Origin of the sequence: Collinsella aerofaciens, assembly GCF_040910245.1 — a bacterium.
Classification (GTDB): domain Bacteria; phylum Actinomycetota; class Coriobacteriia; order Coriobacteriales; family Coriobacteriaceae; genus Collinsella.
On the sequence record NZ_JBDGAY010000016.1, the window covers coordinates 33,537 to 55,667 of the forward strand.

The window sequence follows — 22,131 nt, forward strand, 5'->3', positions numbered from 1 at the left end:
GGGGCGGGGACGTTGACTTGAAGGAAATAGTGTCAGACAAAACTGAAAATTCAGTAGAAGCGCCGGTAGGGGCCTCGCTGGTTGCCCAAGCCATGAGCGGCGGCGACTCGAGCATGCGCTACAAGGCCATGCAGGCCGTGAAGGACTGGGACAACTCGCGCCTTGCCTACCGCACAGCCAAGCGCGCCTTCGACATCGTGTTTAGCGGCTGCGTGCTGGCCGTCATCGCCATACCCAGCCTTGTGCTCGCCGCTGCCATCCGCCTGGAGAGCGAGGGCAACCCGTTCTACAGCCAGATCCGCGTGGGCCAGACCCACCGCGACGGCAGCCTTTCCACCTTCCGCATGTGGAAGTTCCGCAGCATGTTCAAAGACGCCGACAAGCGCCTCGTCGAGCTCAAGGGGCAGAACGAGATCGCCGGCGCCATGTTCAAGATGAGGGACGACCCGCGCGTCACCAAGATCGGCAGGTTCATCCGCAAGCACTCCATCGACGAGTTCCCGCAGTTCCTGAACGTGTTCCTGGGCCAGATGTCCGTCGTCGGCCCGCGCCCGCCTCTGCCGAACGAGGTGGCGGAGTACACCGAGTACGACCTGCAGCGCCTGGCCGTGAAGCCCGGGATCACCGGCTGGTGGCAGGTGACGGAGCGCAATTCGACCGGGTTCGACGGCATGGTCCGCCGAGACCTGGAGTACATCGCCAACCGGGGCATTTTTACCGACCTCAAGATCGTTGTCCTCACGGTGATCGAGGTCATCACCGGTAAGGGTGCGTGCTAATGCTTCAGGACTATTCTAAATTCGTTGAGCTCAAGCGCGTTCCCGTAATCGATGTTCCGATCACGGGAACCAATATGTCTGAGTGTGTCGAGTTTCTCACTCGCCATATAGATGAGCTACATGGCGAATATATTTGCGTTTCCAATGCTCATACCTCGGTTATGGCCCATGACGACCCTTCCTATTGGGCCTGCCAAGCTGATTCCCTCATGTCCGTTCCCGACGGCAAGCCTTTATCTGTCGTCGGACGTAAAACAATAGAGTCTATGGGGCGTGTAACTGGACCCGATCTGATGCGAGAGATATTCAATATTTCCTTGCAGCAAGGATGGAGCCATTACTTCTACGGTAACGAGCAGAAGAATCTCGACGCTCTCAAAAATTCACTTCAAGAGGAATATCCAGGCCTGGAAATCGCTGGCATGGAGCCTTCGGTTTTCCGACCGCTCTCCGACAGCGAGAAGCGAGACCTTTCGCGACGTATCGCTGATTCGGATGCAGACTTCGCATGGATTGCTCTTGGCGCGCCCCGTCAAGAAGTTCTTATGCACGAGCTCAAGGGAGGGCCACAACCGTTGATGATCGGTGTTGGCGGAGCGTTCAACGTTCTCGCCGGCGTGGTGCCAGAGGCGCCGATGTGGATGCAAAACCTGAGTCTCGAGTGGCTATACAGACTTATTCAAGAGCCGAAGCGGCTTTTCAAACGATACCTCGTAACTAATACGAAATTTCTCTTTTACCAGTTTACAAAAGCCAAACGTAAGGAAGGCAAATAGATGAACGATTCGACCACCTTTAAAGACAAGACCCTGATGATCACGGGCGGCACCGGCTCGTTCGGCAACACCGTGCTCAAGCACTTCATGAACACCGACCTGGCCGAGATCCGTATCTTCTCGCGTGACGAGAAGAAGCAGGACGACATGCGCCACCGCCTGCAGGAGAAGTCCCCGGAGCTCGCCTCCAAGGTTCGCTTCTTCATCGGCGACGTCCGCAACGCCCAGAGCGTGCGCGACGCCATGCACGGCGTGGACTACATCTTCCACGCCGCCGCCCTCAAGCAGGTGCCCTCCTGCGAGTTCTTCCCCATGGAGGCCGTGCGAACCAACGTCATCGGCACGGACAACGTCCTGCACGCAGCCATCGACGAGGGCGTCGACCGCGTCGTGTGCCTGTCCACCGACAAGGCCGCCTACCCCATCAACGCCATGGGCAAGTCCAAGGCCATGATGGAGTCCATCATCTACGCCAACGCCCGCAACGGCGCCGGCCGCACCACCATCTGCTGCACCCGCTACGGCAACGTCATGTGCTCGCGCGGCAGCGTCATCCCGCTGTTCATCGACCGCATCCGCAAGGGCGAGCCGCTCACGGTCACCGACCCCAACATGACCCGCTTCCTCATGAACCTCGATGAGGCCGTCGACCTGGTGCAGTTCGCCTTCGAGCACGCCAACCCCGGCGACCTGTTCATCCAGAAGGCCCCCGCCTCCACGATCGGCGACCTCGCCGAGGCCGTGCAGGAGGTCTTCGGCCGCGTTGGCACCCAGGTCATCGGCACCCGCCACGGCGAGAAGCTCTACGAGACCCTCATGACCCGCGAGGAGCGCCTGAGGTCCGAGGACATGGGCGGCTACTACCGCGTGGCCTGCGACTCGCGCGACCTGAACTACGACAAGTTCGTCGTCGACGGCGAGGTGGAGACCCAGGCCGACGAGTCCTACACCTCCCACAACACCGAGAGGCTCGACGTGGAGGGCACCATCGCCAAGATCAAGACCGCCGAGTACGTGCAGCTGGCACTCGAGGGCCGCGAGCACGAGGCGGTGCAGTAGGGTGCGCGTCCTCGTCACCGGCGCCAGGGGCTTCGTCGGCAGGAACCTCTGCTGCGCGCTGAAGAACATAAGGGACGGCAAGGACCGCCGCGCCAAATACCAGGCACTCCTTCCCCTCGAGGTCATGGAGTACGACATCGACTCGACGCCCGGGGAGCTGGAGGACTACTGCTCCCGCGCCGACTTCGTCTTCAACCTGGCCGGCGTCAACCGCCCAAAGGAGCAATCCGAGTTCATGGAGGGCAACTTCGGGTTCGCCTCCACGCTGCTCGAGACGCTCGAGCGACACGGCAACAGGTGCCCCGTCATGCTCTCCAGCTCCGCGCAGGCGAGCCTGTCGGGCCGCTTCGAGGGCTCGGCCTACGGCGAGTCCAAGCTGGCGGGGGAGGGCCTGTTCCGCGAGTACTCGGAGCGCACCGGGGCGCCGGTGCTCATCTACCGCTTCCCCAACCTCTACGGCAAGTGGTGCCGCCCGCGCTACAACTCCGCCGTGGCGACCTTCTGCGACGCCATCGCCAACGGCCGCCCCTACACCGTCAACGACCCCTCCGTCGAGCTGGAGCTCCTCTACATCGACGACCTGGTCGACGAGATGCTGGGTGCGCTGCTGGGGCGTGAGCACCGCTGCGGATACGACGGGCTGGAGCGCGTCGACGGTGACGGGTTCTGCTACGTCCCGGAGACCGATGTGAAGACCCTGGGCGTGATCGTCTGCCTGCTCGACGGCTTCCGAGATAGCCGCGAGACGCTCTCGGTGCCCGACCTGACCGAGGGCTCCTTCTCCAAGAAGCTCTGGAGCACGTTCCTGTCCTACTACGAGCCGGGGAACTTCTCCTATGGCCTCAAGCCCAACGTGGACGCGCGCGGCTCGTTCACCGAGTTCCTGCGCACGCCCGAGCGCGGCCAGGTCTCGATCAACGTGTCCAGGCCCGGGATCACCAAGGGCAACCACTGGCACATGAGCAAGTGGGAGAGGTTTCTGGTGGTGTCCGGCACCGCGTCGATCAAGCTCAGGAAGGTGGGGGAGGACGCCGACGGCAACCCGTTCCCCGTCGACGAGTATGTCGTCTCGGGTTCCGACATGCGGGCCGTGGAGATGATTCCCGGCTACACGCACTCCATCACCAACCTGTCCGACACCGAGGACCTCGTGACGGTCATGTGGGCCAACGAGCCCTTCGACCCCGAGAACCCCGACACCTACTACGAGGAGGTCTAGCCGCATGGGCAAGGACTATTCCGATATCGAATTCAAAGACGACGGCCGCCTGAAGCTCCTGATCATCGTGGGCACCCGCCCCGAGGTCATCCGCCTGTCCGAGGTCATCAAGAAGTGCCGCCGCCACTTCGACTGCCTGCTGGCGCACACCGGCCAGAACTACGACTACACGCTCAACGGCATCTTCTTCCGCGACCTGTCGCTGGACGACCCGGACGTCTACCTGGACGCCGTGGGCGCGGACCTGGGCGAGACCGTGGGCAACATCATCGCGGCCTCGTACAAGCTGATGGTCCAGGTCCAGCCCGACGCGCTGCTGATCCTGGGCGACACCAACAGCTGCCTGTCCGCCATCGCGGCAAAGCGCCTGCACATCCCCATCTTCCACATGGAGGCCGGCAACCGCTGCAAGGACGAGTGCCTGCCCGAGGAGACCAACCGCCGCATCGTCGACGTGATCTCCGACGTCAACCTGGCCTACTCCGAGCACGCCCGCCGCTACCTGAAGGACACCGGCTGCGCCCCCGAGCGCACCTACGTCACGGGGTCTCCCATGGCCGAGGTCCTGCGCGCCAACCTGGGAAAGATCGAGGCCTCCGACGTCCTCTCCGAGCTCGGCCTGGAGCCCAAGCGCTACATGCTGCTTTCCGCCCACCGCGAGGAGAATATCGACACCGAGGCGAACTTCACGAGCCTGTTCACCGCCATCAACGCCCTGGCCGAGAAGTACGACATGCCGATCCTGTACTCCTGCCACCCGCGCTCCCGCAAGCGCCTGGAGGCCACCGGCTTCAAGCTCGACCCGCGCGTGCGCATGCACGAGCCCATGGGCTTCCACGACTACAACTGCCTGCAGATGAACGCCTTCGCGGTGGTCTCCGACTCCGGCACCCTGCCCGAGGAGTCCAGCTTCTTCGCCAGTATCGGCCGCCCGTTCCCGGCGGTGTGCATCCGCACCTCCACCGAGCGCCCAGAAGCCCTGGACAAGGCCTGCTTCACGCTGGCCGGCATCAGCGATCGCGGCCTGCTCCAGGCCGTCCACACCGCCGTCGAGCTCGACGCGGAGGGATCGCTGCCCGAGGCTCCCGTGCCCGACTACGCCGATGAGACCGTGTCCACAAAGGTGGTCAAGATCATCCAGAGCTACACCGGCGTGGTGAACAAGATGGTGTGGAGGAAATCTTAGCCATGGGCGCTGGGTACAGATTGCTTGATGGTATCTCGCGAGCTTATAACAAATTGCTCTTGCTCCCTGCCCTACGTCGCTCCTTTGCATCATGCGGTAAAAACGTAACTATCGGTCGTCGTAGTGAAATTCAGGGGATTGAAAATATTTACATGGGACATGATGTATATATTGGCCCAGGAGCAACGTTTCTGACGACCCGTGCGAAGATTCATATCGGCAATTACGTCATGAGCGGCCCTCATCTTACAATTATTACTGGAGACCATCGTACAGATGTTCTCGACCGACCCATGATGACGCTTGATGAGTCGGACAAGCTTCCAGAGAATGATCAAGATGTCGTCATCGGCAATGATGTATGGATTGGCAGCGGCGTAACGATTCTTAAGGGCGTTAGAATTGCCGACCATTGTGTGATTGCAGCCGGTACGGTAGTGACAAAAGACGTTGGCCCGGAGTTTTCAATCTGGGGGGGGGCTTCCAGCTCGCCGTCTAAGCTTTCGGTAAGAGGAAATCAATGACTAAAGGTTATCCGCACGTCCATGCAAAGGTGTTGATGATCGGACCTGATCTCTCTCTTCACGGCGGAATCGTCTCAGTCGTGAAAGGTTATCTAGACGCAGGTCTCCCTGAGGCATGCGATGCCTTTGAGTACCTGGGGACGGGCATCGGTTCCTCAACGCTCGGTAAAACCGTCGCATTTTCCCGAGCGTTGATTCGCTATGCGATGATCATGCCATCCTATGACATTATTCATTTACATATTAGCGCCCGTGGCTCCTACAAACGTAAGTCAATTATGGCTCGTATGGCCCACAAAGCAGGCAAGTACGTAATACTCCACGACCACGATGGTGAGTTTAAGAAGGCCTTCGAAGAGGGTGGAGAATCCTACCGTCGTGATGTTAGAAAGACCTTTAGTATCGCCGACCGAGTTGTGGTTCTGTCGGAAGAGTGGCGCGACTATTTTTCAAAAAACGTTTGCGACCTGGAGAAGATTGACGTTGTTCATAACGGTGTCAAAGTTCCAGACCAGCCGTGCGCACCTTGTTCGCGTCAAGACGTCCTTTTTTTAGGACGTCTTGACGCGTTTTCCCGACACCAAGGTCGTATTCGGCGGAGACGGAGAGGTCGAAAAGAATAAATCTCTTGCGGCAGAGCTCGGTATTGCCGACCGCTGCGAGTTCCACGGCTGGGTCGCGGGCGCAGAACGCGAGGAGCTCTTTGAGCGTGCCGCGGTGTACTGCCTCCCCTCCAAAAACGAGGGGCTCCCCATGAGCGTTCTTGAAGCCATGGCCAGAGGAATTCCAACTGTTGCCACTCCCGTTGGCGGAATTCCTCAAGTAATTAATGATGGTGTTAATGGCGTTCTGATTCCGGTAGATAACTATCAAGCCCTGGCCGTTGCATTGAATCATCTTCTCGAATCAAGCGAGCTTAGAAAAGAAATGGGAACTTTGGCCCGAAAAAAGATACTCAGTTCATTTGATATCAACTTGCTCTTGAGCGAAATACTCGGTATCTATTGCAATGCTGTCAGCGGTAATTAGAGGATTAAATTGAATTCAAAGAAGTTAGCACATGAAGCTGGGCACATTGTCTTTGTTCATCCTTCCTTGATGGGTGGCGGTGCCGAGCGCGTCTCTCTTGCGCTTGCATCGTACTTCGTTTCTCATGGTATTAGATTTACCTATTTCTTGACTAAAAGTAACGTTATTGAATATGAAGTGCCAGATGGAGTTGAAGTGTGTTCTGAGTTTGCAGACGCTTCGCTTAAGCCACTCGACCAGGTCAAGCTAATACGGCGTTTTGTTTCCGAACGGCCCAAAGCCACGGTGATTTCATTTTTGCCACATCAAAACATGTATACGCTTATCGCGACTATCGGACTTCCAAATAGGGTTATTGTTTCAGTGCGAAACGATCCGAGATATGATTTTCCTGGCAATAAGACCCTCCCATTCATTAGAAACATGTTGTATCGAAGGTCCGATGCAATTGTGTTTCAGACAAAAAGCCAGGCAAGTTTAATGCCGAGATGCCTTCAGGCGAATTCAAAAATCATCTTAAATCCAATATCTAGTGAACTTCCTGAACCGTATTCTGGGCTTAGAAGAAAAGCAATCGTCACAGCGGGACGGCTTGAACTTCAAAAAAATCACTCGATGACAATCAGGTCATTTGCGCTATTTCATAAAAAACACCCTGAATATATTCTTGAAATCTTTGGCAAGGGAAGCCTTCAATCAGAACTAGAAAACCTTGTTCATAGCCTTGACATGGATGATTCAATCAAATTTATGGGCTTTTCTTCTGACGCGGTTTTGCACATTAGAACTGCATCGGCTTTTGTAATGTCATCAAAGTTCGAGGGTCTATCTAATTCGATGCTTGAGTCCTTGTGCATGGGGGTTCCAACAATTTGCACCAAATGTGGCGGTGGTGGAGCAGAAGCAGTTATTCGGAATGGCGTGAACGGCATTTTGGTCGATATTGATGACGATCTTGCTGAGAGCGAAGCGTTCAACAGGATCGTTGAAGATCAATCATTCTCGAATCTACTGTCTAATAATGCCCTGATGTTAAGGCAGTCCCTATCTTTAGAAACTATTGGCAATGAATGGGCAAATCTTCTCTTTAAATAGAATCGCCCAAACGTCTCCAATAAGGAAAACAGAATTGCATTATCAGTTGAAACAATACAATCATAATAGAAGAATCACTGACCTGTTGTTAGCAATAGCAGTGATTTCCGGCCTCATGGTTCCCTTTCTTCGAGATTTGGGGTCATCATACTCACTTGCTACTGACTGGGAAGTTAACCGCTTTGCATTCAGTACTTCAAACGGACGCTTTGCTTCTTTATTTGATTTGATTCAACAGATCAGCTTTTCGATTCTCTTGTTGCGTGCAATTAGTAAATCACGAAAAGCTAATTGGCTCGTTATATCTTGTTCAGTTTTTGGACTAATAATTTATAGCTTAATGGCCGTAGTCAATAATGCGGGCGACTTAACCAGCGTGCTCTTTGGAAATGTTCCAACCACTGTATTTATCATTCCTCTATTCTACCTATTAACAGAGGATCCAAGAATCGAGCAGTTGATTAAAGAATGGGTCCCGCTGTTATCATTGATTTGTTTTATCGCCTCACTAGCATCAATTATTAAATTTAAATATCTTTGTGGCTTTGGATCTTATATCGGATGGTGTCCTGCGAGGGACTATTTTGCATTTGGCATCAGTTTATATTGGTCAACCGTGGTGCTTAAATCTAATGATGAACACGCCTATTTCATAACGATGGGCATAGGCATCCTGGCCTGCATCACCGCATTAATGCTGGCAACCAGAAGTTGGTTAATCCAACCAATGCTAGTCATGCTTGTTGCAACTTTTATGGCTAAAGGAATTGACAAAGTTTTTAAACGAACAGTAATTGTTATTTTTGCAACTGGAACGGCACTTTTGGCATTGTCGTTGATCTATCCTGAAGTTCTTGATTCGTTTTTAAACAGAATCGGAGAAGATACACGGTCTAACCAATATGATATTTTCTATAGCCAGGTTGAACCGGCATCGCTTATATTCGGCAACGGAATTAGCGCTGGATATAGATATGGCACGAATTCAAATTATCCTTTTTTCGATAATCAAATAATTTATTTGATGTTTCATTTTGGCGTTTTAGCCGTTGTTCCGCTTTTGTACGTCCTGTTGCGATGCCTATTTGGTTCTTCCAAAAATAGCCAGTGCAAATTTGTTGCCCTCTTTTATCTCATGGCGATTCTGGGATTATCAACTTACTACTCTTACACAATTAATGTCGGGGTCGTGCTTCTATTTTCATCCTTTGGTTTTGCCCTAAACAACATTGAACCAGAAAGATCTAATCGTATGCGCAATGCGGATGGTGAAAAATAATGGCTTCGAACAAGGCTGCAACCAGTATGTTTTGAGCAATAGGTGAGAGATTTGCCACGCAAGGTACCCTATTTGTTATTTCCCTAATTTTGGCGCGTTTGCTGTCCCCGAGTGATTACGGTACTCTTTCGCTGTTGCTTGTATTTACAAATTTGGCAGACGTGCTCGTCACAAATGGACTGGGCGAAGCGCTGATACAAAAGTCTGATATCAATCAAATTGACTACTCGACAATGTTGTCATGTTCAATTGCATTGTCGAGCATCTTATATGTATTGATATTTTTTGCGGCTCCAAGCATTGCAGACTTCTATGGAAATGCAAATATGTGTCTTTACCTAAGAGTTCTGGCATTACGTCTTCCTCTTTCGGCACTGAATGCAATTCAAAAGGCCTATATCGCAAAGAACTTTTTATTTAGATTGCAATTTTCTGCATCGTTCCTCAGCTCCTTGATCTCAGGATTAGCAGCTATCGTAGCTGCAATGTTGGGTTTTGGTATTTATGCGCTAATCATTCAGCAGATACTTACAGTTCTGATGACAACGGTACTAATGGCTTGGTTAACAAAATGGACGCCTAGACTAAAATTCGTGGTTGGTTCAGCAAGAGAGCTGTTGCCCCTTGGAATACAATTTACAAGTGCCAATCTTATTAATTCTATTTATACAGAAGGCCGTTCTTTAGTCATCGGCAAATTCTATTCCTCCGCAGACTTGGCTTTCTTTAATCGCGGCAACCAATTCCCGGCTTTAATTGTAGGCAACTTAAACACTCCAATTAGTAATGTAATGTTGCCTCTAATGGCTGAAAAGAAAGACAGCCAATACGCGCTCAAATCAGTTCTTAGAAAAGCGATGCAGCTTTCTGCCTATCTCGTTTTCCCCATGATGGGAATTTTGGCTGCGTGTGCGCATCCTCTAGTTCTTGTTCTTTTGGGTCAAAAATGGGCGGAATGCGTCCCGTATCTTCAAGTTGCGTGCTTGTTCTATCTATTTCAGCCCCTCCAATCTATGAATTGGCAGGCACTTAAAGCAGCAGGTCAAGGCGCCCTTTGTTTTAAGCTTGAGGTCATTAAGAAAGCTATTTCGTTCATCGTTTTAATTATGTCGATTCCTTTTGGTGTATTTGCGATCTCCCTTTCAAGTGCCTTTTGCGGATTTGTCTCAATGTTAATTAACATGACCCCGAATAAAAAAGTGCTCGGCTATGGCATATTTGAGCAGCTTATTGACGTTCTTAAGCCGTCAATTGCCACATTGTTTTCCGTGGTGATCGCATTATTATTAATCCACATTTCAAACGGGAATCTTATTTCGTTAATCGTTGCCCCTCTCGGATCCTTAGGGTGTTACATCGTGCTATCTAAGCTGATGAATATCGAAGGATTTAATTTGCTTATGGACAAATTGTCCCTTCGTCGGAATTAACCGTTTTTTGTTAACGGCATTAATGAATCGATCAGGAATGAACTACAGAATGAATAAACAGGTTTTATATTTAGTTCAATCAATTCCGGGGGATAATGCTCCTACAAAACATGCTTTCGCAATTTCCGATTTGCTGGTTAAATGTGGCTTCAACGTCCATTTTGTTCTTGCTGGAATAATTGAGCCGTCATCCAACGCCATAAGCAGTAATTACGACTATCCCTTTGATTTTCCGTTTGAGGTGAAATTCGGGCACCATCAAATAGCCAAAAAGTATTACGAGCGGATCTCTTCTTCCTTCAGCTTTAAAGCCTTCACTCGATGTTTCGATCAAATACAGCCCGACTTGGTTATTTATTACGGGATACAACATAAGCTTGCAAAACGGGTTTTAGATCATTGCCATGATTTTAACGTTCCCGTAATCGTTGATGAGACCGATTGGTTTACTCCGAAATTTACAGGAGATTTAGCTGCTTGGCTTGTGGAGAAATCTCGTTCTAAACGGGTGGCTGAAGTGGACAGATTGCTAGATGGAGTTATCGCAATCTCGCCCTTTTTTAAAAAACATTTCGATTCACTTTACTCCTCCCAAGGATATCCAAAGGTTTTTTATTTACCACCCTTAAATAGGGCCGGAGACTCTCTTAGTGACCCTTGCTCTCTAGAAGGATTGAAGCGGAGAACTATAACCAAGTTTGTCTATGCAGGTTCTCCCGCTGGGGGAAAAGACTCACTTACAGAGTTTATTTCGCTTATAAGTAATGACGCTATTCCTGCAATCACTCAACCAGTACTCGATGTAATTGGAATTGATTTAAACCAGGCAGTCAGTTTAATGGGAAACATTGCCAGATCTAATAAGGTTCATTTTCACGGTCGTGTTTCCCATGACAGCGTAATCAAAATGCTGCAAGAATCTGACTTTGGAATTCTATTTAGAACTCCTGATTTATATTCTCGCGCCGGATTTTCAACAAAATTCGCTGAGTGCATGTCGAACGGTGTTCCGATGTTATGCAACGCGGTCGGAGGAGCCGATCTTATTCTCGAGAATATGATTGATGGAATTGTTATCCCAGATTTAAGCAATCAAGCTCTTCTTGACGGAATTACAAGCGCATGCAATTTAACTGACCATGAGTTGACCAGCATGAAACGAGCTGCGCTAGAAAAGGCCTTAAAACTCTTTGAATCTGACAATTATATAGATTCATTTTCATCATTTCTCAATTCAGTACTTTCAATTCGCGACTAGTTATTTCGATCATCCAAAGGAGCGATATGTCAAATAAAATTCTCGTCACCGGAGCGGCCGGCTTCATCGGCGCGTTCCTCGTCAAGAAGCTACTCGAGGAGACCGATGACGCGATCGTCGGCCTCGACAACCTCAACAGCTACTACGACCCCGGCATCAAGGACGCGCGCCTGCGCATGCTGGCCGAGGCCGACGCCGACGGCCGCTTCACCTTCGTGCGCGGCGACCTGTGCGACGCCGCCCTCATCGAGCGCCTGTTCGCCCAGAACGGCTTCGACGTCGTGGTGAACCTCGCCGCCCAGGCGGGCGTGCGCTACTCCATCGAGAATCCGCGTGCCTACCTCGAGAGCAACCTCGTCGGCTTCTTCAACGTGCTCGAGGCCTGCCGCCACCACCCGGTCAAGCACCTCGTCTACGCCAGCTCCAGCTCGGTCTACGGCGGCAACAAGAAGGTGCCGTTCTCCGAGGAGGACCGCGTGGACTCGCCGGTGTCGCTCTACGCCGCCACCAAGAAGTCCAACGAGCTCATGGCCGCCGCCTACTCCAAGCTCTTCTCCATCCCGGCGACCGGCCTGCGCTTCTTCACCGTGTACGGTCCCATGGGCAGGCCCGACATGGCCTACTTCGCCTTCACCGAGAAGCTGCGCCGCGGCGACACCATCAAGATCTTCAACATGGGCGACTGCCGCCGCGACTTCACCTTCGTCGACGACATCGTCGAGGGCGTCAGGCGCGTCATGGACGCCGCGCCCGAGGTGGAGATGGGCGAGGACGGGCTGCCCCTCGCCGCGCACCGCGTCTACAACATCGGCAACTCGCACTCCGAGAATCTGCTCGACTTCGTCGACACGCTGCAGCGCGTGCTGGTGGAGGAGGGCGTGCTGCCCGCTGACTATGACTTCGAGGCTCACAAGCAACTCGTGCCCATGCAGCCAGGTGACGTGCCCGTCACCTACGCCGACACCACGGCGCTCCAGCGCGACCTGGGCTACAAGCCCGCGACGCCGCTCGAGGACGGCCTGAGGGCCTTCGCCAAGTGGTATAAGCGCTACTACAACATTTAGGAAATCATGGCCCTGTAACAGGGGCCATTTTTAATGCGAATTATTGTTCTTTGACAATTGGAGAATGACATGAAGATCGCTGTCGCCGGTACCGGCTACGTCGGCCTGTCCCTCGCCGTCCTGCTCTCGCAGCACAACGAGGTGCACGCGCTGGACATCGTGCCCGAGAAGGTCGAGAAGATCAACGACTACCAGTCGCCCATCCAGGACGACGAGATCGAGCGCTTCCTGGCGGAGGCCAAGTCGGGGGAGCGCGAGCTCGACCTGCACGCCACGGTCGACGTGGCCGAGGCCTACACGGGCGCCGACTACGCCGTCATCGCCACGCCGACGAACTACGACAGCGATAGGAACTTCTTCGACACGAGCTCCGTCGAGGCCGCCATCGCTGCCGTGCGCTCGGTGAACCCGGACGCCTGGATCGTCATCAAGTCGACCATCCCCGTCGGCTACACCGCGGGCCTTCGCGAGAGGCTGGGCGACAGCAAGATCTTCTTCAGCCCGGAGTTCCTGCGCGAGAGCAAGGCTCTCTACGACAACCTGCACCCCAGCCGTATCGTGGTGGGCGCGCCGAAGGACGACGCCGAGGCCGTGGCGGCCGCCGAGCGCTTCGCCGGCCTGCTCGCGCAGGGCGCCGACCCCGCCGAGCTCGAGCGTGTGAATGCCGACGGTACCAAGGGCATCCCGGAGCTCGTGCTGGGCACCACCGAGGCCGAGGCCGTCAAGCTCTTCGCCAACACCTACCTGGCGCTGCGCGTCGCCTACTTCAACGAGCTCGACACCTACTGCGAGGTCCGCGGCCTCAACACCCGCGACGTCATCGACGGCGTGTGCCTGGAGCCGCGCATCGGCAGCCACTACAACAACCCCAGCTTCGGCTACGGCGGCTACTGCCTGCCCAAGGACACCAAGCAGCTGCTGGCCAACTACAAGGACGTGCCGCAGAACCTTATCGAGGCCATCGTGGACGCCAACCGCACCCGCAAGGACTTCGTCGCCGACGAGGTGCTGCAGATGGTGTGGGACCGCGTGTACGCCGGCAAGGAGAGGCCGGTCGTGGGCGTCTACCGCCTGACGATGAAGTCCAACTCCGACAACTTCCGCGCGAGCTCCATCCAGGGCGTCATGAAGCGCGTGAAGGCCAAGGGCGTTCCCGTGGTGGTCTACGAGCCCACGCTGGACGCGCCGGAGTTCTTCGGCTCCGAGGTGACCCACGACCTGGAGGCCTTCAAGACGGAGTGCGACGTGATCGTGGCCAACCGCTGGAGCGACGAGCTCGCGGACGTGGCGGACAAAGTCTACACGAGGGATCTGTTTAAGCGGGACTAGGGGAGAGCGGCAGCTGCGTCGTCTCTGGCCTGGTGCATAAGTCCATTTGTAGAAAGAGGGTGTATCGGCTTGCGCCGATACACCCTCTTTTGGTTACTAAAGCCCCATTAGCCTTTAATTACGCTTTGAAAGATACACGTACGTTCTCTGGTCCTACTCTTTAATTGCCACCTTAGGGAGCCGAATCTGGATTAGGTGCTAAAGCAAACATATATTGGAAGGTAAGACCGATATATTCTCGTCAACGTCTTTAATGAGCAACCTTTGCTCTAGAAGAAGCTTATGCATGAGATTTTTTCCATGGTCTTTATTGTCAAGCGTGCTTCCATACTCATACAGAAGATGCGATATGCGTGAGTACAGATCTTCGCGAATTGCCTGCTCATCAACTGTTTTATCTGACTTGTTTGGATATTTTTTGTATAGAAATACAAGCTTAGTAACTCCACCGTATAGATTGACGGTGTCAAAAATCGATTGGAAGTAGGAATAGTCAGCCCGAGAAAGCGAGTGTCCGAATATCTTGATGAAACCGGTATTGCTGTCGCAGAGTTTTGCAGTTTCGCTTTCGTATGGCACTAATGACATAAGCCTATATGTTTTTGTAAACGGCAGCGCCGGATGGTCTTCAGCAACGTCTTTTCCGTCAATGCCGAAAATGGTGTCCGTTCTGTCCAGTGAGCCATGAATATTCCGGGCAGCAACAATTCCCAGCTGCGGATCTTCCGATATTAATGGGGTTGTATAGTTGAAGTTTAAGATAGATGTTTCATAGTTCTTTTGCTGGGCCTTTTCAATGCAGGCATTGCGAATGGCTGCATAATACTCCACAGCCTTTTCCCTGTATTTTTTATTATTATCGACTTGTTCTTCGAGATAGTTCGCAAAGATGTGCTCGTAATCTTTTAGCGAGGTTAGAAGGAAGCTTGTTAATTCCGCCTGGGATACATCTTCTTTTCCGAGCCGAGTCGACACAAATTTGTATAAATCATCTTTTGGCCGCGGGTATGGAGTTGCGCTTGATAGGTCAACGGCCAATCCCGTGAGGCTATACATACTGTCCAGTCTTGAACCAAATCCGTCTTCCTGGAAAACATATACATAAATGAGTCTCTCAATATCGCACCACAAAGGGTCGCTTTGTCCCGTTTCAGAAAGTATCAGATCCCAGACATTTCTTTCGTTCTCAGGGATCGATTCAATTGACTTTGTTCCGTTCGTCCTGTTGTTGTAAAAATCTGAGAACTTGGACTTTAACCCGCAGGTCAAGTCAAATCCGTTTCCAAGAATTATTAGTTGATGCATTATTTAAATCCTTCAGTCGTAGTGAACTCCGTGAATAGCTTCCCAGGTATTTACCCGATTATTAAGGCGTTGCTTCAACGGTATTTAACTTGCGAGAACATGACATGTGGCGCTATCTAGGAAAGGTTTTGTCAACTCGATATCGGTAATAGCTCTTTGTTGCTGATTTAGGAATCAGCCGTTGGTGTATTTGCGCAACTAAACCCCTCCTTTCACCGACTGGCAAAACGATTTACACCTAATTTCTGGTATCGATCACGGGTATTTTCTTCGCCCCTTGTCTGATCTCGCTACACTAATAGCTACTGCTACCAGGTCATTTCCTGGTACAGCTTCCATTGGTTCTAGCGAAGATCGGAGCGGTTATGTTTGCTGCCGCGTTCCACACTTGCCGTCACTACATTCTGTTTACTGCCATGGCCTGCCTATGCGTTTTGCTGGGCGGGCCTTCTTATGCCGCGGGCGCGGAGAGCCTGTTTATCGCAGGCGTCACGTACTGCGAGCCGGGCGTGTCGGGCCCCGGTTGGGATTGGACCGATGCAGAGCATCTGGAGCTAACCGGCTATGCGGGCGAGGCCATCGGCGCCGACGGCGACCTGGTGGTGACGCTTGTGGGGCAAAACTCCGTGGTCGAGACGTATGCGCCCGATGCGGACATTTCCATGAGCGGCATGGAGGTGTGGGGGAACCTTACGCTTCGCGGCTCCGGCTCGCTCACGGCGACGGGTTCGCAATGCGGGATCCATGTGTCCCAGGCGCTGGTGGTGGACGACTGCACGGTCGATGCCAGGGCCGATGGGGCGGGCGTTGTTGACCAGACCGTGGCCGGCGTTGCCGCAGGTAGCTTGACCGTACGCGGCGGTGGGCACGTTACTGCCACGGGCACTGGCGCCGATGCGGGCTTGCGCTTTTATGGCGCGTGCTTGCTCGACGAGGGGTTTGGTGCCGACCCTGCGAGCGAGACACTTGTCGTGGATGCGTCCTGGTTGGATGCGACCGGTATGGATGCCGGCGTTGCCTGCAATCGCGGATCGCTCGTGGCCGCGCACTTTGTGACGCCCGCAGGCGGATTCTTTGCCGCTGCCGGCGTGGTGGATGCTGGCGGGGCAGTGGCACCGCACGTGATGATCGAGCCCGATGGCGCCACCGTTCCGACAGGGGAGACCGATACACCCGGCAGCGAGGTGCCGGGGGATGGTACGGGCGAGCCTACTGGTGGCGCCGACCCTGCTTCAGGGCGACCCGGTACGGGGCCGGCGACAAATCCTGCGGTGAAACCCGCGGCTACGTCGTCCAAGACAACGGTCACCAAGACAACAGTCAGCAAGACGACCAAGCGCAAATCCACTATGGCAACAACACCGGCGCTTCCCAAGACCGGCGACGGCTACTGGATAACTGCCTTCTTAACGCTATTCCTGCTGGGAACAGTGCTTCTGAGCGCCGCATATCGCTGCTGATGCGGTACGACGCACTTGGCTGCGATACAAGAACTCTGTAGGAGCTTTAAGGGCAACGCTTTCGGCAAGGGAGCGTTGCTTTTTCATGCATGCAATGTCTAACGTGCAGCCATATGCGTTTCCGCAACAAGGACTATCGCTTGTGCAGCCAGCCGGCAGGGTTAGGGTCTTATTGGATTAATTCAATTCACCTCGTGTTAAATCCACTCCGTTCTTTATACTCAAATGCAAACAGTGAGGAGGTAGTCATGTTTTGGAGCTACGTTCAGCTTGATGATGGCACCCAGGTTGCATACTCAGAGACAAGAGAAGACGGAACCGTTCGCATGGCTGTCGAGCGCCCGTTTGATTTTGGCTTTGACCATGCGGAATGCTTCTTGCCTGTGGTCAAATGGTTCAACGTCGAAGGTTTTACTGCTGACGACCTCAATTTCTTGACCGAATTTGTTAGATCAAACGCCCCGTTTATCTTCGAGCTCGCCGAACGCCAAAAAGCCGGACCGGCGATTTCGGCGCTGGCCCTCTGACGTTCTACTGTTGAACGGCAAATAACCCATGATTTCGACTACCGACATATCCACTGCCGCCTCCCGCGTGCTGGCTCAATACGACGTCATCGAAGCATATTTATTTGGCTCGTTTGCCCGAGGCGAGCAAACGCCCGATAGCGATATTGACTTGCGCCTAGTCTGCGGCAACACCATGAGGTTCGGCACGCTTTACGAACTTTCTCATGAACTCGAGAAGGAACTTGGGCGAAAGGTCGATATCGTCACTAACCCACCAGAGCGCATGCGCCCGGCCTTCCGCAAAAGCATCGAGCAGGATGAGGTGCGCATCTATGAAACAACATGAGCGGGACGAGGAGCTTACGAATACCAGCCCGCGGCCCTTCCCTTCCAAAGAACCAAACTCGGTGACCCTCCAGGCCATTCACGAAGGTGATGCGTTCTTAGCGACGGGGGAGTCCGGTTGCTTCGACAACGGCGCCGATCTTATCGATGCAGCTCTAGCCAACAAGTCTGAATTTTGCCGCACACTTCCAGACTCGGCGAGTCTTAGAAGCCAGTATTGAATATCAGGAGCTACTTGCCGAAAATCCATTTGAGGGAATCCGTATCGTCGATATCATTCGAGAGGAGATGACGGGCGATGACCCACGCCTACAGTGAGATGTATCTCGAGGATGCCATGAGAGCGCTGGGCGAGGCGGTCGATTTTGCCCTCTGTGACCAAGGGCTGACTCCAGCCGAGTTGACGGCGATCCTGTCGAACGCTTTTGAGATGAAACAGTTTGAGCGCGGTATGCCTCGCGTCGTCTGCGGCATGGCGGGCGACGAGCTCGCGCGCGATATTATCGCCCATGCGGGACTGACCCCCGTCAAATGCAGGGAGACCTATCCGTTCGACCGTTCGCCTCAGTATTGGGCGGCTGGGTTTTGGCCTATACACAATGGATGTGCGGCTTGGGCTTTAATGAGTTACTCGAAGTCGCCTCGCTCGATTGGATCATCGGCTCGTATCATCCGCTCCACGAGGCCTCCGAAGACAAATTCGCCCAGATTGTCATCGATAAATGGAGCAACGCCCAGGCAGACAAAAAGGGCCTCAAGGCGGCAAGAAAGGCTACCGGACTAACGCAAAAACAGCTCGCCGCCCAATCGGGGGTTAAGCTTCGCGCCATACAACTCTACGAGCAGAACCAGCTCGACCTACGCCGCGCCTCGGTTTCCTCGGCATTGGCGCTTGCAGACACCCTAAACTGCACCATCGAAGACCTCGTCTGGCAACCGATTGCTCTGGAGTACGACTCGCAGGCTATTCCGTCCGTAAAGCTATAGAGGAGGTAGACATGCCTTGGAGCTATGTTCAACAAGATGACGGCGCTGATTGCGTTGCTCAAAAAGATCATCCAACTGCGCACGAGGCAAATTCAGCATCACCGTTTTTGCTCGGCGGCGCCACGTCAATCGATGAAGCTGTTCGGCTGACCATTGAGGGCATGCCCAACGCGCTCAGGCTCTTGGAGAACTCATGATGACGGTCGCGCCGCGCCGGGCGCATCCGTTCGCGCCGCTCATGCTCGATGATACCGGTTCGCTCGAAGCTATGGCCGCGGCCGTAATGCGTCTGCACAGTACGCTGATGAAGGTCGGGCGTTGCTATACGACCGATGCCACATGCGACCGGGCCGCGCTCGAACTCGGACGCGTCGAGTCCGTGCTTGCGGGTGCATTCTGTACGATATTCGGCCAATCGCCGGCCGATCGCTTCGCAGACATCTTTGACCAGGTTACCTACGTGGCCGAGCACATGGTCAAGGACCACATCTTTGAGGACGGCAACAAACGCACCAGCCTTGTCTTTGCGTTGTCCGTCTTAAGACTCGCCGGCTCCCCGGTCGTGCTGTCCGACAGCCCCGAGCCCAAAGACAACCAGTACTACGCCTGGATCCAGGACCTCGTTTCTAGTCGCCGCACGAACAGCGGGCTCGCCGAAGGGCTGCGCCGCGGTTACGTTGCGGGCGCGGGCGACCCGTCGCACGTATAGAATCTAAGCATCCGCACGCCAGTTATTGAATGGATTGGACACAACATGGAAATCCCCAGCACCCTGTGCAGCAATGTGTACGAGTTTGCGTTTTGCCCCGAGCCCTGCTATGACCGCCTTGTCGACCTCGCCGATCCCGAGGACTGGGGTCCTAGCAACCGCATCCTCAAAAACTACCTCTCGTTTTCGTTTAGCCGCGCGGTGTTTCTGACCGAACGCGACGTGGACCAGACCGCGCCTTCCAACCTGCCGCTGGTGTTCGACGACGACCGCTGCCTGTTTAACACCGGCCTGTACACACGCCGCTACGAGACCATCTACGGGCTGTTTGAGCCCAACACCAAGCCCGATGCGCGCCAGCGCTGGTTTTTGAAGGGCTTCTTTAAGGAAAGCGACCCCATGTTGGTCTCGTTTGAGTACCTGCCGTGCCGCGTGCGCTTTACCGAGGACCCCTCCGAGCTGGTCTTTGACTACCGCCTGCCCATCCGCTCCAACATCGACCACATTCTGGGCGACGAGGAGAACCTCACGTGCATCCCCGCCAGCCTGATGGGGGAGGACAACTCGCTGCTGCTGCGCCGCGCCTTTGAGGGTGCCGTCGTCGAGGCCGCCCGCCGCGCCGCCGCCAACTACACGCTCGCGGTGCCGCAGTTCTACGGCGGCCGGATTCAGCTGCTGCTGCCGCTGTGCCTGACCGGCGACAAGCCCGAGCTGGCGCTGACCATCCAGCGCGAGGACGGCTTCTATGCCGCGCGCACCTGCCTTACGCTCGACATGGCCTACAACAACGCACGACTTATCTGCCGTCCCGAGACCTCGTGGATCAAGCGATAAAGGGCGGTCTAGCTGGGGGTTTGCCGGTTGCTCTGATTGCGGTGGCGCGGTTGGCGCCCACGAATTTAAAATCGGCGGCAAAAAGTTCTTGGTAAACCACGCGCGGCTATGATAGTATCTCTTTTGCCGAAAGGCGACGGGCGATTGGCTCAGGGGTAGAGCATATCCTTCACACGGATGGGGTCACAAGTTCGAATCTTGTATCGCCCACCATCTAAAGCACAGGTCAGAGGTATTAAGTCTCTGGCCTTTTTCTTTTTGACAGCAAGGGTTACACCAAAAATAAATCCTAGTTGTCTAAGGCGCTATTTTTTTATCGCACCCTTTTTGCTGACGCCATTGCCCGTTTTGTATAAAACGCATGCGTATTTTCATTGAATTCCCCCTGTGATCCGAGCACAATTGTGGAGACAGGGACCATATGCCCAGAGCGCCTTCCAGCGGATATCTATCACACGACGGATTTCCGGCGGAATTCGTCAAGCTTTTGGTTTGCTTCCGGTACTTACCCGCATGATGCCCCGGTAGATAATCGGCCATGATCACAATCCGCATGACCTACGGTCGATACAAGGGGAGGAGCAAATGGACGAAATCGTCTGTGCAAACACCGCATTCCGCTACTGGCGCTGCCCACCGCAAGTGCGCGACCTCTACCCACGACTGCCCAACTCCGAAGACGGCTGGCGAGCCCTAGCCCAAGCCCCTTTCGTAACCGACGTCCTCAAGACCCCGATTATTACCACGACGGAGCCCGGTGGCGTTAACTACCATTCGGGATTACGGACAACAATCCACTGTGATGATGCTTCTGGGGTGGACAGCACGCTAGAAACCGCGATGAGCCTTAGGGTTACCAATCCACTTGCGACGCTATTTACCATGGCGCGCTTTGTGTCACCAACCGATCTTGTCCTTGCCATGTACGAATTCTGCGGATGGTTCTCAGTCTTTGAGCCCACCGCCGCAGCAGAAGAGGAACTAGACAAAGCTGAAGACGCTGCCGAGAATGCAACCACCGAATCCCTCTTTGACCACGACGAAAGCCAAGAAGAATCACAATGGAAACGCATTTATGCTCGCATAAAAGTCAAGGAACAGGTAAATACGAAGGGGCCCAACAGACAAAAGAAAACGAATGAGGTCACAAAGCTAAAGGGCACTTCGCTCTGGATGAGGAAGCCGCTCATCGAATTACATGAGCTTCATGAGTACGCCAATAAGATGAAAAAACGAAAGTGGGGTACGAAGTTTTACAACGCCGCGCAGCTGGTGACGGGTATAGCCGCTTCTCCGCTCGAAGTTGCAGGAATATTATTGCTATCGATTCCTCGCTCTCGCGGCGGTGCCGGCTTTAGAAACGTTTACGTCAACGACTTTACGCCGCTTAGCCCATCGGCGCAGAGCATTGCAGGGCAAAAAGTCTGCTATGGGGACATCGTGATCGTGAACCCGATCATAATGAAGGCGGGCATCGTGGAGCTTCAGGGAGAGGTTGTCCATGGTTCTGGCGCCGTGCTCGACCACGATGCCAAACGCATGACAGCGCTGCAAAGCATGGGATATGACGTCTTTCTGGTTACGCACGACATGCTTAATGATGCTGAGCAGCTTGATGCGATCGTGCGAAGTCTTTGCTCGCGCTTGGGTTTGCGCTATAGGTGCAAAACAAAAGCTCAAAGGGCAGCGGAAACGGAGCTACGGGCCAACGTCCTTTGTAATTGGCTGGAAATCGGTCGCTAAACGACCGTTTCCCCTTCCGAACGCCCTGGGTCGGGTTCCCGGTATGGTCTCCGCCACGGAACCGGCCCATCTACTACGTTTAGTCCCGGTCCCTCGACCATACCCCGTATTTCGCGAAAACCGCAGGCCGTCTACCTGCGGTTTTATTTTTGCCCGAGGCGCCATGGTCGGGGGATGCCGCCCAAACGTAGTAGATGGGCCGGTTTCGTGGC

Annotated in this window: 23 protein-coding genes and 1 tRNA gene; 23 read left to right on the plus strand and 1 reads right to left on the minus strand. The window is 53.9% G+C overall.

The window, feature by feature from the left end; genetic code table 11:
* Positions 1-29 precede the first annotated feature (29 nt).
* From AB5Z20_RS06740 to AB5Z20_RS06805, 14 genes are all read left to right on the plus strand, one after another.
* The gene (locus AB5Z20_RS06740) at positions 30-779 is read left to right on the plus strand and encodes a sugar transferase (RefSeq protein WP_368156737.1); all 750 of its coding nucleotides are present in this window, start codon (positions 30-32) and stop codon (positions 777-779) included.
* The gene (locus AB5Z20_RS06745; protein ID WP_368156738.1) at positions 779-1,555 is read left to right on the plus strand and encodes a WecB/TagA/CpsF family glycosyltransferase; all 777 of its coding nucleotides are present in this window, start codon (positions 779-781) and stop codon (positions 1,553-1,555) included. The genes AB5Z20_RS06740 and AB5Z20_RS06745 overlap by 1 nt, the downstream gene beginning before the upstream one ends.
* Positions 1,556-2,614: a polysaccharide biosynthesis protein gene (locus AB5Z20_RS06750; protein ID WP_368156739.1), complete on the plus strand. Its 1,059-nt coding sequence runs from the start codon at positions 1,556-1,558 to the stop codon at positions 2,612-2,614. It begins immediately after the preceding gene.
* A 1-nt stretch (position 2,615) separates the two neighbouring features.
* On the plus strand, positions 2,616-3,833 hold the full coding sequence (locus AB5Z20_RS06755) for a polysaccharide biosynthesis C-terminal domain-containing protein (RefSeq protein ID WP_368156740.1): 1,218 nt from the start codon (positions 2,616-2,618) through the stop codon (positions 3,831-3,833).
* Between the two features lie 4 nt (positions 3,834-3,837).
* The gene (gene wecB, locus AB5Z20_RS06760) at positions 3,838-5,019 is read left to right on the plus strand and encodes a non-hydrolyzing UDP-N-acetylglucosamine 2-epimerase (protein ID WP_368156741.1); all 1,182 of its coding nucleotides are present in this window, start codon (positions 3,838-3,840) and stop codon (positions 5,017-5,019) included.
* 2 nt (positions 5,020-5,021) lie between these two features.
* Positions 5,022-5,543, plus strand: a complete 522-nt coding sequence (locus AB5Z20_RS06765) for an acyltransferase (RefSeq protein WP_195364236.1) — start codon at positions 5,022-5,024, stop codon at positions 5,541-5,543.
* Entirely contained in the window at positions 5,540-6,166 is a 627-nt protein-coding gene (locus tag AB5Z20_RS06770) for a glycosyltransferase (protein WP_368156742.1), read from the plus strand. Before AB5Z20_RS06765 ends, AB5Z20_RS06770 begins: the two co-directional genes overlap by 4 nt.
* Positions 6,105-6,572: a glycosyltransferase family 4 protein gene (locus tag AB5Z20_RS06775; RefSeq protein WP_368156743.1), complete on the plus strand. Its 468-nt coding sequence runs from the start codon at positions 6,105-6,107 to the stop codon at positions 6,570-6,572. The genes AB5Z20_RS06770 and AB5Z20_RS06775 overlap by 62 nt, the downstream gene beginning before the upstream one ends.
* A 9-nt stretch (positions 6,573-6,581) precedes the next feature.
* Positions 6,582-7,667, plus strand: coding sequence for a glycosyltransferase (locus AB5Z20_RS06780; protein ID WP_368156744.1), 1,086 nt, complete (start codon positions 6,582-6,584; stop codon positions 7,665-7,667).
* A gap of 34 nt (positions 7,668-7,701) precedes the next feature.
* On the plus strand, positions 7,702-8,946 hold the full coding sequence (locus AB5Z20_RS06785; RefSeq protein WP_217750631.1) for a hypothetical protein: 1,245 nt from the start codon (positions 7,702-7,704) through the stop codon (positions 8,944-8,946).
* Positions 8,947-8,984: 38 nt separating this feature from the next.
* Positions 8,985-10,376, plus strand: a complete 1,392-nt coding sequence (locus tag AB5Z20_RS06790; RefSeq protein ID WP_368156757.1) for a lipopolysaccharide biosynthesis protein — start codon at positions 8,985-8,987, stop codon at positions 10,374-10,376.
* 49 nt (positions 10,377-10,425) lie between these two features.
* Entirely contained in the window at positions 10,426-11,634 is a 1,209-nt protein-coding gene (locus tag AB5Z20_RS06795) for a glycosyltransferase (RefSeq protein WP_368156745.1), read from the plus strand.
* A 26-nt stretch (positions 11,635-11,660) separates the two neighbouring features.
* Positions 11,661-12,698 carry an NAD-dependent epimerase/dehydratase family protein gene (locus AB5Z20_RS06800; RefSeq protein ID WP_368156746.1) on the plus strand — a complete coding sequence of 346 codons (1,038 nt, stop codon included), beginning with the start codon at positions 11,661-11,663 and terminating at the stop codon, positions 12,696-12,698.
* A 69-nt stretch (positions 12,699-12,767) separates the two neighbouring features.
* The gene (locus AB5Z20_RS06805) at positions 12,768-14,027 is read left to right on the plus strand and encodes a nucleotide sugar dehydrogenase (RefSeq protein ID WP_368156747.1); all 1,260 of its coding nucleotides are present in this window, start codon (positions 12,768-12,770) and stop codon (positions 14,025-14,027) included.
* Positions 14,028-14,225: 198 nt separating this feature from the next.
* On the opposite strand, the gene AB5Z20_RS06810 is transcribed toward AB5Z20_RS06805, so the two are convergent.
* Positions 14,226-15,332 carry an AbiH family protein gene (locus tag AB5Z20_RS06810; protein ID WP_368156748.1) on the minus strand — a complete coding sequence of 369 codons (1,107 nt, stop codon included), beginning with the start codon at positions 15,330-15,332 and terminating at the stop codon, positions 14,226-14,228.
* A 365-nt stretch (positions 15,333-15,697) separates the two neighbouring features.
* Between AB5Z20_RS06810 and AB5Z20_RS06815 the strand changes: the two genes are divergently transcribed.
* The 9 genes from AB5Z20_RS06815 to AB5Z20_RS06855 all read left to right on the plus strand — a co-directional run bounded on the left by AB5Z20_RS06815 (position 15,698) and on the right by AB5Z20_RS06855 (position 21,919).
* Complete coding sequence (locus AB5Z20_RS06815; RefSeq protein ID WP_368156749.1) at positions 15,698-16,792, plus strand: hypothetical protein; 1,095 nt, start codon at positions 15,698-15,700, stop codon at positions 16,790-16,792.
* Positions 16,793-17,040: 248 nt separating this feature from the next.
* On the plus strand, positions 17,041-17,319 hold the full coding sequence (locus AB5Z20_RS06820) for a hypothetical protein (protein WP_368156750.1): 279 nt from the start codon (positions 17,041-17,043) through the stop codon (positions 17,317-17,319).
* Positions 17,320-17,347: 28 nt separating this feature from the next.
* Positions 17,348-17,647, plus strand: a complete 300-nt coding sequence (locus AB5Z20_RS06825; protein WP_368156751.1) for a nucleotidyltransferase family protein — start codon at positions 17,348-17,350, stop codon at positions 17,645-17,647.
* Positions 17,648-18,258: 611 nt separating this feature from the next.
* Positions 18,259-18,633: a helix-turn-helix domain-containing protein gene (locus AB5Z20_RS06830; RefSeq protein ID WP_368156752.1), complete on the plus strand. Its 375-nt coding sequence runs from the start codon at positions 18,259-18,261 to the stop codon at positions 18,631-18,633.
* Between the two features lie 11 nt (positions 18,634-18,644).
* Positions 18,645-18,830, plus strand: coding sequence for a hypothetical protein (locus AB5Z20_RS06835; RefSeq protein ID WP_368156753.1), 186 nt, complete (start codon positions 18,645-18,647; stop codon positions 18,828-18,830).
* Positions 18,827-19,342, plus strand: a complete 516-nt coding sequence (locus tag AB5Z20_RS06840; RefSeq protein ID WP_368156754.1) for a Fic family protein — start codon at positions 18,827-18,829, stop codon at positions 19,340-19,342. Before AB5Z20_RS06835 ends, AB5Z20_RS06840 begins: the two co-directional genes overlap by 4 nt.
* Before the next feature lie 45 nt (positions 19,343-19,387).
* The gene (locus AB5Z20_RS06845; protein WP_368156755.1) at positions 19,388-20,176 is read left to right on the plus strand and encodes a DUF3825 domain-containing protein; all 789 of its coding nucleotides are present in this window, start codon (positions 19,388-19,390) and stop codon (positions 20,174-20,176) included.
* A 138-nt stretch (positions 20,177-20,314) separates the two neighbouring features.
* A tRNA-Val gene (locus AB5Z20_RS06850) sits at positions 20,315-20,389 on the plus strand.
* Between the two features lie 372 nt (positions 20,390-20,761).
* The gene (locus AB5Z20_RS06855; RefSeq protein ID WP_368156756.1) at positions 20,762-21,919 is read left to right on the plus strand and encodes a hypothetical protein; all 1,158 of its coding nucleotides are present in this window, start codon (positions 20,762-20,764) and stop codon (positions 21,917-21,919) included.
* Positions 21,920-22,131 lie beyond the last annotated feature (212 nt).